Genomic DNA, 15,584 nt, shown 5'->3' with positions numbered 1-15,584 from the left:
CTTTGTCTTTTCCGTCATGCATCCATGTCGCATTCGGAAAAGGCATTCGAGCATGGAAGAGCGTAGATATTTGTCATGACACGCGACAGTGCAACACGGGACCTGCTGGACGGCCTGCCGGAATTCGAACCGGGCTGGGTCTGGCTGGTCGGTGCCGGACCGGGCGATCCCGGTCTGCTGACCCTGCACGGCGTCAACGCGCTGCGCCAGGCGGATGCCATCGTCTATGACGCGCTGGTCGACCAGCGCATTCTGGACCATGCGCCGGACACGGCGGAACTGATCTATGCCGGCAAGCGCGGCGGCAAGCCGAGCCCGACCCAGCGGTCGATTTCTCTGCGCCTGATCGAGCTGGCCCGGGCCGGCAAACGGGTGCTGCGCCTGAAGGGTGGCGACCCCTTCGTCTTCGGCCGGGGCGGCGAGGAAGCGCTGGAACTGACCGGCGCCGGCATCCCCTTCCGCATCGTGCCCGGCGTGACCGCCGGGATCGGCGGGCTGGCCTATGCCGGAATCCCGGCAACCCATCGCGACACCAATTCCTCCGTCACCTTCATCACCGGCCATTCGGTAACCGGGGAGGTGCCGGACAATCTGAACTGGAATGCGCTGGCAACCGGCGCCCCTGTCATTGTCCTTTACATGGCCGTCAAGCACATGCCGCGTATCGCCCAGCGCCTGATCGACGGCGGCCGCGACCCGCAGGATGCCGTCGCCTTCGTGTCCAATGCGGCGACGGAGCGCATGACGGTCGTCGAATGCACCCTGGAGGAGGCCGGCGCCACCGCGGCCTCGGTCGAGCCGCCGGCAGTCATCGCCATCGGCCCGGTGGTGAAGCTGCGCGCCGCCCTGGACTGGGTCGGCCGGATGGAGGGGCGCGTGCTGGACCCGGACCCTTTCGGACAGGCTGACCGGGACGTCGCCAGTTGAGTATTCCGTCGCGGCCCGTACCCGGTCTGATCATCGCCGCCCCCTCCTCCGGCAGCGGCAAGACCACGATATCCCTGGCGCTGATGCGCGCCCTGCGCCGATCCGGGCTGCGCATCGCCCCGGCGAAGATCGGCCCGGACTATATCGATCCCGGCTTTCATGCCGCGGCCTGCGGGCATCCGTCGGTCAATCTCGACCTCTGGGCCATGCGGGCGGAAACCCGCGCCGCCCTGATAGATCAGCTTCATTTCGAAAGCGATCTGATTCTGGCGGAAGGCGTCATGGGCCTGTTCGACGGCGCTGCCGACGGGCGCGGCTCCAGTGCCGATCTGGCGGAGGAAACCGGGTGGCCGGTGCTGCTGGTCATCGATGTGAAAGGGCAGGCGGCGACGGCCGCCGCCGTGGTGCGCGGGCTGGTCACCCATCGCGACGACATCCGCTTCGCCGGCATCCTGTTCAACCGTGTCGGCGGCAGGCGCCATGCGGACATGCTGCGCCGGGCCATGGCGGAAACCGGGCTGGGCGTGCCGGTGCTGGGTTGTCTGCCGCGGGCGGAAGGGCTGACCCTGGAAAGCCGCCATCTGGGTCTGGTCCAGGCACGCGAGCGCACCGATCTGGAGCTTCTGCTGGAACGCGCCGCGGACTGGATGGTCGAAAATGCCGATCTGGACGCAATCCTGTCGGCCGCCGCCCCCAGCAGCCGCGTCGATTTCGACCCCCCGGTGCCGGTGCCGCCGCTGGGGCAACGGATTGCCGTGGCACGGGACGCGGCCTTCGACTTTGTCTATCCGCACATCCTGCAGGGCTGGCGCACGGCCGGGGCGGAAATCCTGCCATTCAGCCCGCTGGCCGACGAGGCGCCCTCGGAGATTGCCGACGCGGTCTATCTGCCCGGCGGCTATCCCGAACTGCATGCCGGCCGTCTGGCATCGAATGCTGTCTTCATGGACGGCCTTCGGCGCAAGGCGCGCGGCGGGTCGGCCGTCTTCGGGGAATGCGGCGGCTACATGGTGCTGGGCCGGTCGCTGCGCGATGCCGACGGAACCGACCATGGGATGGCGGATCTGCTGCCGGTGGAAACGGATTTCTCCCTGCGCCGCCTGCATCTGGGGTATCGTCGGGCGGAAACGGTGGCCGATACCGCGCCCTGGCCCAAGGGGACGCGGCTCGCCGCCCATGAGTTCCACTATGCGACGACACGGCATGAGGATCCGCACGCCCCGCCGCTGTTCCACGCCCAGGATGCGCTGGGCGAGGACAAGGGCCGGCAGGGCCTGTCGATCGGACGGGTTTCCGGGTCCTTCCTGCATCTGATAGACCGGGGCCGATAACCCCGAATGAGCGCGCGGACGATGGACAAACCCTTCTGGGAACGCAAAACCCTGGCGCAGATGACCCGCACGGAATGGGAAAGCCTGTGCGACGGCTGCGGCCAGTGCTGCCTGCACAAGCTGCAGGACTATGATACCGGCGACTATTACGTCACCGACATCGCCTGCCAGCTTCTCGACTGTCGATCCTGCCGCTGCAGCGACTATGCCGACCGCTTCGCCACCATCCCGGACTGCGTCCAGCTGACCCCGAAGAAGGTCTACGAGACCGACTGGCTTCCGGAAACCTGCGCCTACCGCAAGCTAGCCGACGGCAAGCCGCTGGACTGGTGGCACCCGCTGGTCTCCGGCGACCCGAACACGGTGCATGAAGCCGGGATTTCGGTCCGGGACAAGGCCGTCGCCGGCGACCCCACCGTCGACGAAATGGCCCAGCGCATCCAGCGCACCCTCGCAGCGATTATGCCGGGGAAGGGGTAGTTCGGAAAGCGCGGACTAGAACCCGCCGCAAACGTCCTTCGACCCGAGCAGACTTGTCCCATTCGCAAAACTGGTTGGGCGTTCGGTGTAGTAGCGGGCCGGAACGCCCGCAGTTCCAAACGCATTCAGCACTTTTTCCGCCTCGTCCTCTGGTAAGGCGATATCGAACATGGAGCTGGGGCTGGTACCCATTCCTCCTATCTGCGTCGTGGTCGGTCCGTTGATGTTGATCGCACCCAGCACCAGAACCTCACCGGAATTCGCACGGAAGGCGTATGTCCCATTTGAGAAGCAGATCTTCGTGTTGCGCGCTTTTTCCGTAACGTAGAGCGAGGCAATTACATAATCCGCAACCTTAAGAGGGAGCAGGTGGTAGCGGGGTTTCGTAATATCATCCGGCTTTTGCAAGGTACCGTCCGCTTCCAGAACATATCCATGAGAATGACGGAGCGTTTCGCCGGCATATGGCACTAAGCGCTTCTGCGTCGTATCAAAGGTTCTGAGCGCAAGTAGACGATTTTCTGCACCGGCCCATGTTTTGATAAGTACGAGCCCGGTCTCCGCATCGCCGTTATATGTTGCGCCGGGTTTCAGACCGGCCGCCCCAACGCATGCTGTCAGCGACAGAAGCAATGGACCGGCGATACCGCCTCGAAGGATTCGCATACTTTCCCCAATTTTGTTGCATGACTACGCTCTTTTGAGGCGAACCATGTGTCCAGATTGATCCAAATGTTAGTCCATAAACCTGTACTTTACATCCCGTCCAGGATCGCCTTCTCCGCCGGCATGCGCGCCAGGGAGGCGTCCAGACGTTCGCGCCATTTCGGGCCAGCGGCGCGGGCGGTGTCCCAGGCGTCTTTCAGCTCATAGGGCCGGTCCTCCGCCAGCACGCGGATCAGGAAGGCTGCCTGGGCCCGGTCCTTGCGGGATTTCAAGGAATCCGGGCCCCGTCGTCTTCGATCAGCGATTATGAGCTTATGAATGGCGTATCGTTCGGGTCTCGGCGCGCGAACAAGAATGCCCTCCCGATAAAGTCCAACGACATAGATTGGCTCTGCTATCAGAAAATTGAGATGGTGGAGTGCGCGCGCGCTGACATTCAGGGATTTTAGCGGGCGAATCCCTTCGTTTTCTTCAAAAGAAGGTGTGAGGAACTCAACCTCCGCACCACTTCCGCTTTGTCGCCACTTCCAAACAGCTTGGTTGTCGAGGGTGGGAATAGGCTCGAACTCCAGGTCTTCCAGGATTGAGCCTGGCGTTCTGTCCGTGCAGTCGCCAATCGCCAGCGTGAGCCTTTCAAAACCGGCGATATCTATGTCGTCCGTGACGGAGGCATCGCCCGCCGGCAGTTTGACCCCCAATTCTCCCTCATAAAGGCGGAATGCTTGTGTACCAACTAGCACGCCGCCGACCCGAAAAACCCCTGCCTCCGAGAAGGCCTTCAGCAACGACCCTGTTTTGCGGTCGACACTCAACATCCCCTCTGCTCGCAGCAACCGTACCAAAGTCGATCTTTTACTCATTTGTGCGGGCAGGGCTTGCTTCAACCGTGTTGCACGCTTCAGCCGCATCTCGATTTCAGGGCAATCCTCGCCGATATATCGATCCTTGGTCGTGGTGCCGACGCGATAGTGATCGTACCAATAGGTTTTTCCGTTGATGTCACGTTTCACCGGCTTTCCGCGAATCTCCATGACTGTTTCGTTGAGCACTAGATTTCTCAAGTCATGGTAGGCGGTGTGTGCCGATGTCGATAGCGATGTGATGTTCATGGTTTACCACACATTAAAATATTTTGTGTGGTATAGCAAAGAACGACATACCACACAAAAATAATTTTTGTGTGGTATGTATCAAGATTCCTTACCATACAAGTGTTGAGGCCGTATGGTACCACCTACCGCGTGCCGCCCGGCCGTTCGTGGTGGTGGGGCCAGCCGGGGGCGGTGTAGGGGCTGGGGCCGCGGATGTTTTCTTCGATCTTGTAGCGCAGGTGGACCGGCGGGAAGGCGCGCTGGGTGCAGTCCATGCGCTCGCAGATGCGGCACGCGACGCCGATTTCAGCGAAGCGGTCGGGATTGCCGGTCTCCAGCCCGTCGGCATAGACCATTTCCCGGGCATAGCGCACGTCGCAGCCCAGGCCGATGGACAGGACATTGCGCTGGGCACCGAAGCCGATGCCGCCCTTCACCACCGTCCGCGCGATGCAGAAATAGGCCGTCCCGTCGGGCAGTTTGGAGACCTGGGCCTGGATCTGACCGGGGTTGAGGAAGGCCGAATAGATGTTCCAGCGGCTGCAGGCGCCGCCATGGCGCGGGATCGGCAGGCCGGACAGCGTGAACCGCTTGGAGATATTGCCGGCCAGATCGACCCGCAGCATGTGCAGCGGGATGCCCCGGTTCTCCGGCCGGTTGAGCGTGGTCAGGCGGTGGCAGATCTGTTCGAACCCGGCGCGCCAGCGGTGCTGCAGCAATTCGATGTCATAGCGGCTTTCGCGGGCGCTTTTCAGGAACTCTTCATAGGGCAGCAGCAGCGCGGCGGCGAAGTAATTGGCCAGCGCGACCCGGCCGAGCGCCCGGGCCTGCCCCTCCTTCAGCCCCTTTTCTATCAGCAGCATGTCGATCACCGAACCGGCCGACAGCAGCGCGATCTGATAGGCAAGCTGGAAGGACCGGCTGGCCCCGGTCAGGCGCTGGGAGACCTCCAGCAAACGCTGTTGCGGGTGGAACCGCCGGACCATGGGCAGGTCGCCCTTTCCGCCTTCCTGCGGCTCGACGAAATTGACCCGCACCTCATGGGCCTGATGCAGATATTCGGTCAACGCATCGAGCGAGCGCGCGGAACCGCCGACCGTGCCGATCTCGCGCCGGACCCGGTCTGCCTCATCCTCCAGATCCCCGAAGTAGTTGCTGTTGGCCTGCACCATGTCGGAGACGACATCGGCCGCGGATTGCGCGCTGGCGCCGATCCCGCCGATCAACCCGCCCAGACTGCCGCGCCCGTCCGGGTCGTCGGCGGCCGACGCGGCCAGGCTGCGCGCGTCGGTCAGGGTCGTGTGATAGGCGTCGCAGACATGCAGCAGCGCCCGGGCGGATTCCGGGCTGACCTCCACCAGATCGCGGACATCGGTGTTGCGAACGTCGAATTCCTCGAAGATCGGATCGGCCAGCGCCTCCATGACATCGGAATAGAGGCGGCTCTCCTCCTCCTCCGCCAACTGATCGACCGGCACCTCGAACAATTCGGACAGTTTGAGCAAAAGTGGCACGGTCAGCTTGCGCCGGTTATGCTCGATCAGGTTCAAATAACTGGCACTGACCTCGAGTTTTTCGGCCAGGGCGGCCTGGCTGAGACTGTGTTCGCGCCGAAGCCGACGGATCTTCGGACCGATTTTCGGCGCGTCTTTCGCGGGTTTGCGGGCCATGACTTTACTCCATTTACATATAGTAAAGCATTTTCTGGAAATCTTTACAATCGGTCATGACGGTTAGCGTTGTGCGCCGCACCAATTCCCCGTATCCCAAGTGTCAGCGGCGACCACGTCGGCTTTACATCGTTTGTAAAGACATTGACAGCGCCGATCGATCATCGGATTTGAACGAGAGGACAGACCAATGGATAGCCTGGGACCGAACGACAACTGGAGCTGGGGCGACGGCAGTGGCGAGGAATGGGACGCGCCGGATTACGCGCCGGACCGCTGGGCCACCACGCGCCGCGATTTCACCAAGGAAGACGTCGCCAAACTGCGCGGCTCGATCCAGATCCGCCACACGCTGGCCGAAATGGGTGCCAAGAAGCTCTGGAAGCTGATCAATGAAGAGCCCTATGTGAACACGCTGGGCGCCTTCACCGGCTGTCAGGCGACGCAGCATGTCCGCGCCGGGCTGCAGGCCATCTACCTGTCCGGGTGGCAGGTCGCGGCCGACGCCAACAATGCCGGTCAGATGTATCCCGACCAGTCGCTGTATCCGGTGTCCTCCGTCCCGCAGGTGGTGGAGCGGATCAACAACGCCTTCATCCGCCAGGATCAGATCCAGACCATGGAACGCCTGTCCGGGGAAGACACGACCGATATCGACTGGTTCGCGCCGATCGTGGCCGACGCCGAGGCCGGTTTCGGCGGCCCGCTGAACGTCTTCGAACTGATGAAGGCGATGATCAAGGCCGGCGCCGCAGGCGTCCACTTCGAAGACCAGCTGTCGTCGGAAAAGAAATGCGGCCATCTGGGCGGCAAGGTGCTGCTGCCGACACAGCAGGCGGTGCGCAACCTCAGCTCGGCCCGTCTGGCGGCCGACGTCATGGGCGTCCCGACGATCATCATGGCCCGCACGGATGCCGAGGCGGCCCGCCTGATCACCAGCGACATCGACCCGGCCGACAAGCCGTTCCTGACCGGCGAACGCACGTCGGAAGGCTTCTACCGGATCACCGGCGGCATGGATATGTGCATCAGCCGCGGCCTCTCCTTCGCGCCCTATGCCGACCTGCTGTGGATGGAAACCTCCACCCCCAGCCTGGAGCAGGCGAAGCAGTTCGCGGATGCGATCCACGCCGAATTCCCGAACCAGATGCTGGCCTATAACTGCTCGCCGTCCTTCAACTGGGCGAAGCATCTGGGCCCGGCGGAATGCGAAGCCTTCCAGCGCGAGCTGGGCAAGATGGGCTACAAGTTCCAGTTCATCACGCTGGCCGGGTTCCACAGCCTGAACTACGCCACGTTCGAACTGGCGCGGGCCTACAAGGATCGCGGCATGGCCGGTTACTCCGAGCTGCAGCAGGCGGAATTCGCGGCCGAAGCTAACGGCTTCTCCGCCACCCGCCACCAGCACGAAGTCGGCGTCAGCTACTTCGACGCGGTCAATACGGCGACGGCCAAGGAAAGCGCCACCACGGCGATGGCCGAATCGACCGAGACCGCACAGTTCCACTAAGGCTGACAAGGGTCCATACAAGGACCTGCGGCCCGGTTTAGCGGGGAAACCGAACACCGCCCGTCGGAGCAATCCGGCGGGCGGTTTCGTTTGTGCGCCCCGGTTTGGGCGTTACCATCCGGACGGAAAATCAGGGAAGGCCCGACCGTGTTTCAGCTATCGTTGTTTCAGAAGGCATCGATCCGCGCGGCCGCCGTCGCACTGGCAGCCATTGCGGCTTTGTCTTCGACGGGGATGGCGGAGGAGCCGGACTATATCGCCGGCGAGATTCACGGCATGACGATCTTCGCCCTGCATCCCGATTCCGACCGGATCGGCAATGTCCGCACGACCGATGCGGAGACGGCACTGCAGGCCATCGGCGCGGCCATCGACCTAGCCTATCGCAGATCGCCTTTCACCCGGGAACGGATCGATATGCTGCAGGGGAAGGGGGATATCCAGTTCCTCTATGACGCCCGGCACCCCGAAGACGTCATGACTGAGGTAAACATCGCGTCCTTCGTTCCGAAATTCTACGATCCGGATCAGGGCGAGCATGTTTTCCTGGTCCTGATCGGCCGGACGGGGATTCAGTGGAGTTCGGTCGAACTGGCCGCAGCCGTCGCGCATGAACTGGCCGGACATGCCTATCAGCGCATGGAGGGCCGTCTGCTGGGCATGCGGATTCTGGACGCAGAATGCGAGGCGTATCTGGTCCATGAACAGGCGAACCAGGATATCGGCGCCGACAAGACGACGGACGAAGCCATAGCCCTGCGTCAGGCAACCGACTATCACTGGTGCGACGACTTCCGGCGCTGGACCTTGGCCGAAGGGCTGACCGTGGCGGACGAGTGGGACGCGTTGAACCCCAACGTGCCGGCGCTGCTGAATGCGTTCAAATCCTATATCGCGGAACAGGAATAGGGGCGGGGCGCCGTGATCCCCTTCTCATTCAAATCCCCGTTGACCGATTAGGACGATTGTCCTATATCAAGTCTAGGACATTTGACCTAAACCTCTTAGAGGGCGTGAGATGAACCAGTCATCGAAACGGGCACAGATCGTGGAGGCGGCGGACCGGCTGTTCTATCAGCAGGGGTTCGATCACACCTCCTTCGCGGATATCGCTGATGCGGTCGGGATTTCCCGGGGCAATTTCTATTATCATTTCAAGACCAAGGACGAGATCCTGGATGCCGTGATCGAGCAGCGGGTGGTCAACACCCGGGCCATGCTGGATAAATGGGAGATTGCGGGCGACACGCCGGAAGAACGCATCCGCAGCTTCATCCACATCCTGCTCGTCAACGGCGACAAGATCCGACAGTTCGGCTGCCCGGTCGGGACCCTGACCTCCGAACTGGCGAAGCTGGGCCATCCGGCCCTGTCAGGCGCCAATGAACTGTTCACCCTGTTCCGGCTCTGGCTGTCACGGCAGTTCGCGACGATGGGGCGGGCTGAAAAGGCCGATGAACTGGCGATGCATCTGCTGATGCGCAGCCAAGGGGTCGCCACTCTTGCCGCCGCCTTCAAGGACGAGGCCTTCGTCCGGCACGAGGTAGACCAGATGGTCGAATGGGTGGGCGCCCAGGCCGCCTGAGATCCCCAACCGACCAAACGACAATCCTGACACCGTGAAAGGACGAGAACGCATGTTCGTCGTACAGCTGAGTTTTGCCGAAAACAGGGCCCGCGCGGGCGATTTCATGGCCGGCCACAAGGCCTGGATCCAGCAGGGGTTCGACGACGGGGTCTTCCTGCTGGTCGGCAGCATCGCACCAAACCGGGGCGGGGCCGTCCTGGCCCATGGCACCAGCCTTTCGGCCCTGGAGGAGCGGGTGGCACGAGACCCCTTCGTCGCCGAAGGCATCGTCACAGCCGAAATCTTGGAAATCGCACCGAACCGGGCCGATGACCGGCTGAATTTCCTTCTCGGCTGATCGGTCCGAAACACCCTTCCCGGCGCCTGCATGCCGCGCAGCGCAAGAAACGGGTTGCGTCGGGCGGCACGGGGCGCGCACTGATTTGCGAGTTCCGTCCCGGCGGGGATTTCACTGCAGGAAAGGCAAGACCATGACCGACAAGACGATCCCCGGACCCGACGGGTTGCCGCGCTGTCGCTGGGCCGGGTCGGCGCCAGATTTCTTCACCTATCACGACACCGAATGGGGCTTTCCGGTCGACAACGACATCCGCCTGTTCGAGAAAATCTGCCTGGAAGGGTTCCAGTCCGGCCTGTCCTGGCGGACGATCCTGGACAAGCGCGAGAATTTCCGCGCCGCCTTTGTGGGTTTCGATTTCCGCAAGGTCGCGGATTTCGGGGAAAGCGATGTCGAGCGCCTGCTGCAGGATGCCGGCATCATTCGCCATCGCGGCAAGATCGAGGCAACGATCAACAACGCCAAACGCGCCTGCGAGATGGTGGAAAGGGAGGGCTCCCTGGCCGCGTTCTTCTGGCGCTATGAACCCGATCCGGCCACCCTGCCCGAGCCCCAGTCACAGACGACTTCGCCGGAATCCGTAGCGATTTCGAAGGAACTGAAGAAGCGCGGCTGGAAATTCGTCGGGCCGACAACAGTGTTCGCCTTCCTGCAGGCGATGGGTCTGATCAACGACCATGCCGAGGGCTGCATCACCCGGGAAGCCGTGGCCGACGCCAGACGCAACTTCCGTTCGCCGGCCGCCTAGCCGGGCCTCAGTTGTTTGTTGAAGTTTCGCGGGGCAACACGGCATAGTTGACGCGCAGTTCCTTCCGGAGTTCGCGTTCCCCGATGCTCGATCCCGCCACACTGGTATTCACCTTCTTCACCGCGCAATGCGCCGGAACCATTGCCCTGATTGCGGTCTGGTTCATCAACCGCGGCGTGCCCGGAATCGGCCTGTGGGTTCTGGCACGGGTGTCGCTGGGTCTGGGGCTGCTGCTGTTTCTGCTGCGCTTCGACATCCCGCTGGTCGCCTCGACACTGATCAGCACGACGCTCATTCTGTTCGGGCACATCCTGGCCATCGCCGGGTCCCGCCGGTTCATGGACCGGCCGCCCATTCCCTGGTTCTGGGCGGCGGCCTTTTTCGCCCTCTACTGGCCATTGCTGGGAGTGCTCACGATCTCGGCGCCCGATGAACCGTACCGGCATATCGTCGTCTCGACGGCGCTGTTCGTGCTGTCCTTCGTCAATGTCTGGTCGCTCTGGCCGCGGCGCAGCAATCTGGTTCAGTTCTCGCCCCGTGTCATGGCGGGCATCTACGGGGTCACCGGCCTGTTCTTTCTGGTCCGGGCCGGCCGGTACGGGGCCGCCGCACTGGGTCTGGCCCCGCCGCCCGATCCGGTCGGCGATATCGTGCTGGTGATGCTGGAAGGCACCGCCGCATCGGTCCTGATCGCGTCGACCTATATCACCATGGTGACGGAACATTTGCAGGCGGATCTGCGGCAGCAGGCGGAGACCGACCCGCTGACCGGCCTGCTGAACCGCCGTGCCTTCGACCGTCAGGCCCGGCGCGCGATGCAGGCGGCGGAACGGCACGGCGACCCGCTGTTCCTGCTGTTTCTCGATCTCGATCATTTCAAGTCGATCAACGACCGGTTCGGACATTCCGCCGGCGACCGGGTCATTCAGGGTCTGGCCGAAACCATTCTGGCGACGGTGCGCGAGACCGACCTGTCGGCCCGGCTGGGCGGCGAGGAATTCGCGATCCTGCTGTCCCGCGCCCATGCCGAGACGGCGCATTCCGTGGCGGAACGAATCCGCCGACGCATCGAAACACTGACCTTTGACGGCGGCGCCGCCGGGGCCTTCACCGCCACGCTCAGCGTCGGCATCGCCGCCCGGGATCGCGGCGACACGCTCGACACCCTGATGCACCGCGCCGACGAGGCGCTCTACCGCGCAAAGAAGCAGGGCCGGAACCAGGTGGTCTCCAGCATGGCAGAGCCGCTGCGCGCCGTCGCGGCGGGATAGCCGGACCGTCCGGCCGCGCAGCCGCTATCGATGGGTGGGCGCGCTCTGGCCGAGCCGTCAATCCATCTTGCGTTGGGACGAGGTATAGACCGACGAAGCCTCGTAATAGGAATCGAAGCCGATGCGGCGGCGCAGATCCTTGAAATCCATGATGCCGTCGCGCGGGGCGTCCTGTTTCAGGTCGGCCAGCGTGTTGACCATGGCCTGCATCGCCGACGCCATCAGGGTCAGGGGATAGGCGGCGATGGCATAGCCGATATCGGCCAGTTCCTTGTGACTGAGATCCGGCGTCTCTCCGCCCTCGACGATATTGGCCATCTTCGGGCCCGGCAGGTCGTCGCAGACCCGGCGCATCTCCTCCACCGTCTTCGGCGCCTCGACGAACAGGATGTCGGCGCCCAGTTCATGGAACTTCGCCGCCCGTTCGATCGCTTCACCCAGGCCGTGTTCGTGCCGCGCGTCGGTCCGGGCCAGGATCAGGATATCGTTCTCGGCCCGGGCATCGCTGGCGGCGCGGATCCGGTCATAGGCTTCCTCGCGGCCGACCACGGCCTTGCCCGGCGTGTGGCCGCAGCGCTTGGGCGCGACCTGATCCTCGATCATCACCGCGCCGCAACCGGCCTTGGCAAAGCCCTGGACCGTGCGGATCACGTTCATCGCATTGCCATAGCCGGTATCGCCGTCGCCGATCACGGGGATGGTCACGGAATCACAGATGTTGCGCGCCTGATCGACGACCTCGCCATAGCTCATCAGCCCCAGATCCGGCTCTCCGATCCTGGAGGCGGAGGCGGCAAAGCCGGACATGAAGGTCAGCGGAAAACCCTCCTGCTCGATCAGCTTCGCCGACAGGGCGTCGAAACAGCAGGGCATGACGGACAGGCCGCCGCGATTGAGGAGGGCGCGCAGCTTATCGGGGGCGGACATGGATTACCTCACAGCTTGAACGGTATGTAGAGCGCCAGATCGGTCCAGACATAGAGCAGCGCCGCCACCGCCAGCATCAGCACGAGGAAGGGCAGCACGCCCCGCGCCACATCCGACAGGGGCGCCCGGGCCACGGATTGTATCACGTAGAGATTCAGCCCGACCGGTGGGGTGATCAGGGCGCATTCCACCATGACGACCATGAAGACCCCGAACCAGATCGGGTCGAAGCCCATCTGGATCGCCGAGGGCAGCAGCACCGGCGTCATGATCAACACCATGGACAATGCCTCGAAGACCAGACCCATCAGCAGCAGCACCGCGCTGACAACCAGGATGAACAGCAGCGCCGTATCCAGGTTCTGGCTGAGAAACAGCGAGATGTCCTGCGGCAGGCGATAGAGGGTGATCGCCTTTCCGAAGACCTTGGCACCGGCGATGATCAGCAGGATCGCCACCGTGGTCGCCATCGCCTCGAAGGCGGCGGCGCGGAAATCCTTCCAGGTCAGGGTCCGCAGAATGCCGGCGGTGATCACCACGGCGGCGGCGAAACCGACCGCGGCGGCTTCCGTCGGGGTGAACGCGCCGGAATAGATGCCCAGAATGATCAGCGCGGCCAGGGCCAGGCTGGGCACGGCACGCGCGGTGGCGCGCCAGCGCTCGGGCCAGGAGACCGGCTTTTCCGGCGTGTAGCCGCCGAAGAAACGTGCCTGGATCATTGCCAGCACGATGAAAAGCGTCAGGAGCGCGATACCCGGTCCGATCCCTGCCAGGAACAGGGCGATGACGGATTCCTCCGTCACGAAGCCATAGACGATCATCGGGATCGACGGCGGGATCAGGATGCCCAGCGTCCCGCCGGCGGCCAGCAGTCCGTAGACGAAGCGCTTCTCATAGCCGCGATTGATCATTTCCGGAATGGCGACGGTGCCGATGGTCGCCGCCGTGGCGACGGAGGAACCGGAAATCGCCGCGAAGATTCCGCAGGACAGGATCGTCGCCACGGCCAGCCCGCCCGGCCAGTGGCCGACCCAGGCATGGACGGCGGCGAACAGATCGCGTCCGACCCCGCCTTTCAGCAGGACATTCGACATCAACAGGAACAGCGGCACGGCCAGCAGGATGAACCCGTCCAGCGTCGACAAGACCGCCTGCGGCGCCATCAGCGGCGAGAAGCCGCCGATCAGCAGCAGCGCCAGACCCAACCCGCCCAGCGCGAAGGCGACCGGCACCCGCAGCAGCAGCAGCCCGAACAGGGCCACGAGAATCAGAAGGACCGTCATTCGTGGGGTGCCTCCCAATGGCCGGGCCGGTTGCCCCGGAGTGTTTCCACGGTCTCGATGACCGCCTGCACGAACAGCACGGCGAAGCCGAAGGGCACCGCCAGTTCCGTGACCCAGGACGGCAGATCCAGCATGGACCCGGTCGTCCGGCCGCGTTCGAAGGAATCCCAGAAGATCGGCCAGCCCTTCCAGACCAGCGCCGCGCTGAACACTGCGACGACGACCATGGCGAAGGCGTCCGTGTAGCGCAGCACCCGGGCCGGCAGCCGCACCGCCAGCGCGTCGACGACGATATGGCGGTGAAAGCGCAGCGCCCAGGCCATGGCGATCAGCGACCCCCAGATCAGGCAGAGCTGGCTCAGTTCCGCCGCCCAGACCGTCGGAAGGGTGAAGAAGTAGCGCGCGATCACTTCATAGGTCAGCATGCAGCCCGATGCCGTGAACAGCGCCGCGGCGATCCAGGCCAGCCCCGATACGAACCGGTCAATCATGAGTCCCATCCGCGAAAGGGGGCCGCGCCGGTCACACGGCACGGCCCCGGTTTCCGTGATCCCCGAGGATTACATGCCCGTCGCGGCGGAGAACAGCTTGCGACCGAGATCGCCGGCCTTCTCCTTATACGCGTCATAGACCGGCTGGCTGACATCCCGCCAGGCCGCCAGTTCGTCGGCGGTCGGCGTGTAGACGGTCATGCCGTTTTCCTGCGCCGCCGTGTAGGCTTCGGCTTCGATCGACGACATCTTGTCGCGCACATGGGCCTCGGCCTTCATCGCCGCGGCCTCGATCTTGGCACGGTGATCGTCGGACAGACCGGCCCAGAACTCATTGTTCACCACGACGATGAATTCGATGTCGGCATGGTTGGTCACCGTGATCGTATCCATGACCTCCCACAGCTTGCGGGATTTGACGCCGGACACACCGGTCATGCCGATGTCGACCGTACCGCGCTGATAGGCGAGATATTGTTCCGATCCCGAAATGAGCGTCGGCGCGCCACCGGCGGCGGTGACGAAATCACCCAGCGTCTTGCCGAAGACGCGGACCTTCTTGCCCTCCATGTCGGCCGGCGTTTTGATCGGGCCGCCATTGGACAGCATGATCGCGCCGCCATAGGCCTGCCACCACAGGACCGTGGAACCGGTGTCCTTGATCGCCTCGTCGATCGGACCGCGGATGTCGGAGCCCTTGGCCACCGCCGCGCGGACCTTCTCCTCGCTGTCGAAGATGAAGGGCTGGTAGAAGATGTCGACCGCCGGAATGTCGCCGACATAGCGCGTCAGCGAGGCGACCCCGGCCTCGATCGCGCCGGAGCCGACGGCGGCGGGCACTTCCTTGTCCTTGTAGAGCTGCGCGCTGTCATAGATCTCGACCGCGACTTCGCCATTGGTCGTCTTCTCGACCTCTTCCTTGAACATCAGCAGGTTCTGGCCGAGATGGCTCTTCAGCGGCAATTGCAGCGAAATCCGCATCGTCACATCGGCGGCCTGGGCCGTGGCGGCCCCGAAGGCCATGGTCGCGGCCAGACCGGCCGCACAGAGAATACGCTTCATGTCAGGTCCTCCCGAAGGGCGTTCTTATTGGTAGGACCAAGGATTGCGGAATCCGCGCGCAGGCACAATTGCCAATTGGCCGAATGTGTTATGACGCGAACTGGAAACACTCGATCCGTTCGCTATCCGGACAGGTGCGGCAGATACAAGGAACGTGAGCGTCTGACGCCGCGACCCCCTATGCCGTGCTCCTGCGAAAGCG

The 15,584-nt window shown here is 63.6% G+C and carries 16 protein-coding genes; 9 read left to right on the top strand and 7 right to left on the bottom strand.

Annotated elements, in window-relative coordinates; all coding sequences use genetic code 11:
- Positions 1 to 75 precede the first annotated feature (75 nt).
- The 3 genes from cobA to R8L07_08315 are packed head-to-tail and all read left to right on the top strand — an operon-like array spanning position 76 to position 2,738.
- Positions 76 to 927, top strand: a complete 852-nt coding sequence (gene cobA / locus R8L07_08325; GenBank protein ID MDW3205539.1) for a uroporphyrinogen-III C-methyltransferase — start codon at positions 76 to 78, stop codon at positions 925 to 927.
- Positions 924 to 2,258, top strand: a complete 1,335-nt coding sequence (locus R8L07_08320; GenBank protein MDW3205538.1) for a cobyrinate a,c-diamide synthase — start codon at positions 924 to 926, stop codon at positions 2,256 to 2,258. The genes cobA and R8L07_08320 overlap by 4 nt, the downstream gene beginning before the upstream one ends.
- Before the next feature lie 6 nt (positions 2,259 to 2,264).
- Entirely contained in the window at positions 2,265 to 2,738 is a 474-nt protein-coding gene (locus R8L07_08315) for a YcgN family cysteine cluster protein (protein ID MDW3205537.1), read from the top strand.
- A gap of 15 nt (positions 2,739 to 2,753) precedes the next feature.
- On the opposite strand, the gene R8L07_08310 is transcribed toward R8L07_08315, so the two are convergent.
- The 3 genes from R8L07_08310 to R8L07_08300 form a co-directional block, all read right to left on the bottom strand.
- Positions 2,754 to 3,404 (bottom strand): hypothetical protein, encoded by a 651-nt coding sequence (locus R8L07_08310; GenBank protein MDW3205536.1) that lies wholly within the window; start codon positions 3,402 to 3,404, stop codon positions 2,754 to 2,756.
- Positions 3,405 to 3,493: 89 nt separating this feature from the next.
- The gene (locus R8L07_08305; GenBank protein ID MDW3205535.1) at positions 3,494 to 4,513 is read right to left on the bottom strand and encodes a GSU2403 family nucleotidyltransferase fold protein; all 1,020 of its coding nucleotides are present in this window, start codon (positions 4,511 to 4,513) and stop codon (positions 3,494 to 3,496) included.
- A gap of 125 nt (positions 4,514 to 4,638) precedes the next feature.
- Positions 4,639 to 6,165, bottom strand: coding sequence for a short-chain fatty acyl-CoA regulator family protein (locus tag R8L07_08300; protein MDW3205534.1), 1,527 nt, complete (start codon positions 6,163 to 6,165; stop codon positions 4,639 to 4,641).
- A gap of 190 nt (positions 6,166 to 6,355) precedes the next feature.
- On the opposite strand from R8L07_08300, the gene aceA reads away from it, so the two are divergent.
- From aceA to R8L07_08270, 6 genes are all read left to right on the top strand, one after another.
- Complete coding sequence (gene aceA, locus R8L07_08295) at positions 6,356 to 7,675, top strand: isocitrate lyase (protein ID MDW3205533.1); 1,320 nt, start codon at positions 6,356 to 6,358, stop codon at positions 7,673 to 7,675.
- A 147-nt stretch (positions 7,676 to 7,822) separates the two neighbouring features.
- A complete protein-coding gene (locus tag R8L07_08290) occupies positions 7,823 to 8,584 on the top strand; it encodes a hypothetical protein (GenBank protein ID MDW3205532.1) in 762 nt (253 codons plus the stop codon).
- A 109-nt stretch (positions 8,585 to 8,693) separates the two neighbouring features.
- On the top strand, positions 8,694 to 9,260 hold the full coding sequence (locus tag R8L07_08285) for a TetR/AcrR family transcriptional regulator (GenBank protein ID MDW3205531.1): 567 nt from the start codon (positions 8,694 to 8,696) through the stop codon (positions 9,258 to 9,260).
- 52 nt (positions 9,261 to 9,312) lie between these two features.
- Positions 9,313 to 9,600, top strand: a complete 288-nt coding sequence (locus tag R8L07_08280; GenBank protein ID MDW3205530.1) for a hypothetical protein — start codon at positions 9,313 to 9,315, stop codon at positions 9,598 to 9,600.
- Positions 9,601 to 9,733: 133 nt separating this feature from the next.
- Positions 9,734 to 10,348 (top strand): DNA-3-methyladenine glycosylase I, encoded by a 615-nt coding sequence (locus R8L07_08275; GenBank protein ID MDW3205529.1) that lies wholly within the window; start codon positions 9,734 to 9,736, stop codon positions 10,346 to 10,348.
- Between the two features lie 83 nt (positions 10,349 to 10,431).
- The gene (locus tag R8L07_08270; protein MDW3205528.1) at positions 10,432 to 11,619 is read left to right on the top strand and encodes a GGDEF domain-containing protein; all 1,188 of its coding nucleotides are present in this window, start codon (positions 10,432 to 10,434) and stop codon (positions 11,617 to 11,619) included.
- Between the two features lie 57 nt (positions 11,620 to 11,676).
- On the opposite strand, the gene R8L07_08265 is transcribed toward R8L07_08270, so the two are convergent.
- The 4 genes from R8L07_08265 to dctP form a co-directional block, all read right to left on the bottom strand.
- Positions 11,677 to 12,546: an isocitrate lyase/PEP mutase family protein gene (locus R8L07_08265; protein ID MDW3205527.1), complete on the bottom strand. Its 870-nt coding sequence runs from the start codon at positions 12,544 to 12,546 to the stop codon at positions 11,677 to 11,679.
- 8 nt (positions 12,547 to 12,554) lie between these two features.
- Complete coding sequence (locus tag R8L07_08260) at positions 12,555 to 13,829, bottom strand: TRAP transporter large permease (GenBank protein ID MDW3205526.1); 1,275 nt, start codon at positions 13,827 to 13,829, stop codon at positions 12,555 to 12,557.
- Positions 13,826 to 14,320 (bottom strand): TRAP transporter small permease, encoded by a 495-nt coding sequence (locus tag R8L07_08255; protein ID MDW3205525.1) that lies wholly within the window; start codon positions 14,318 to 14,320, stop codon positions 13,826 to 13,828. The genes R8L07_08260 and R8L07_08255 overlap by 4 nt, the downstream gene beginning before the upstream one ends.
- Before the next feature lie 69 nt (positions 14,321 to 14,389).
- Positions 14,390 to 15,382 carry a TRAP transporter substrate-binding protein DctP gene (dctP, locus tag R8L07_08250; GenBank protein ID MDW3205524.1) on the bottom strand — a complete coding sequence of 331 codons (993 nt, stop codon included), beginning with the start codon at positions 15,380 to 15,382 and terminating at the stop codon, positions 14,390 to 14,392.
- Between the last annotated feature and the right edge of the window lie 202 nt (positions 15,383 to 15,584).

It is taken from the genome of Alphaproteobacteria bacterium, from assembly GCA_033344895.1.
GTDB lineage: Bacteria > Pseudomonadota > Alphaproteobacteria > UBA8366 > Aestuariispiraceae > Pacificispira.
Note: the sequence above shows the minus strand (reverse complement) of the source record. Positions and strands in the feature narration are given on the sequence as shown.

Bases quoted from the DNA above. Each gene is read 5' to 3' on its own strand.
- R8L07_08260 (MDW3205526.1), bottom strand. From the start codon at position 13,829: ATGACGGTCCTTCTGATTCTCGTGGCCCTGTTCGGGCTGCTGCTGCTG.
- R8L07_08270 (MDW3205528.1), top strand. From the start codon at position 10,432: ATGCTCGATCCCGCCACACTGGTATTCACCTTCTTCACCGCGCAATGC.
- R8L07_08305 (MDW3205535.1), bottom strand. From the start codon at position 4,513: ATGAACATCACATCGCTATCGACATCGGCACACACCGCCTACCATGAC.
- R8L07_08315 (MDW3205537.1), top strand. From the start codon at position 2,265: ATGAGCGCGCGGACGATGGACAAACCCTTCTGGGAACGCAAAACCCTG.
- aceA (MDW3205533.1), top strand. From the start codon at position 6,356: ATGGATAGCCTGGGACCGAACGACAACTGGAGCTGGGGCGACGGCAGT.
- R8L07_08285 (MDW3205531.1), top strand. From the start codon at position 8,694: ATGAACCAGTCATCGAAACGGGCACAGATCGTGGAGGCGGCGGACCGG.
- dctP (MDW3205524.1), bottom strand. From the start codon at position 15,382: ATGAAGCGTATTCTCTGTGCGGCCGGTCTGGCCGCGACCATGGCCTTC.
- cobA (MDW3205539.1), top strand. From the start codon at position 76: ATGACACGCGACAGTGCAACACGGGACCTGCTGGACGGCCTGCCGGAA.
- R8L07_08275 (MDW3205529.1), top strand. From the start codon at position 9,734: ATGACCGACAAGACGATCCCCGGACCCGACGGGTTGCCGCGCTGTCGC.
- R8L07_08300 (MDW3205534.1), bottom strand. From the start codon at position 6,165: ATGGCCCGCAAACCCGCGAAAGACGCGCCGAAAATCGGTCCGAAGATC.
- R8L07_08280 (MDW3205530.1), top strand. From the start codon at position 9,313: ATGTTCGTCGTACAGCTGAGTTTTGCCGAAAACAGGGCCCGCGCGGGC.
- R8L07_08310 (MDW3205536.1), bottom strand. From the start codon at position 3,404: ATGCGAATCCTTCGAGGCGGTATCGCCGGTCCATTGCTTCTGTCGCTG.
- R8L07_08265 (MDW3205527.1), bottom strand. From the start codon at position 12,546: ATGTCCGCCCCCGATAAGCTGCGCGCCCTCCTCAATCGCGGCGGCCTG.
- R8L07_08255 (MDW3205525.1), bottom strand. From the start codon at position 14,320: ATGATTGACCGGTTCGTATCGGGGCTGGCCTGGATCGCCGCGGCGCTG.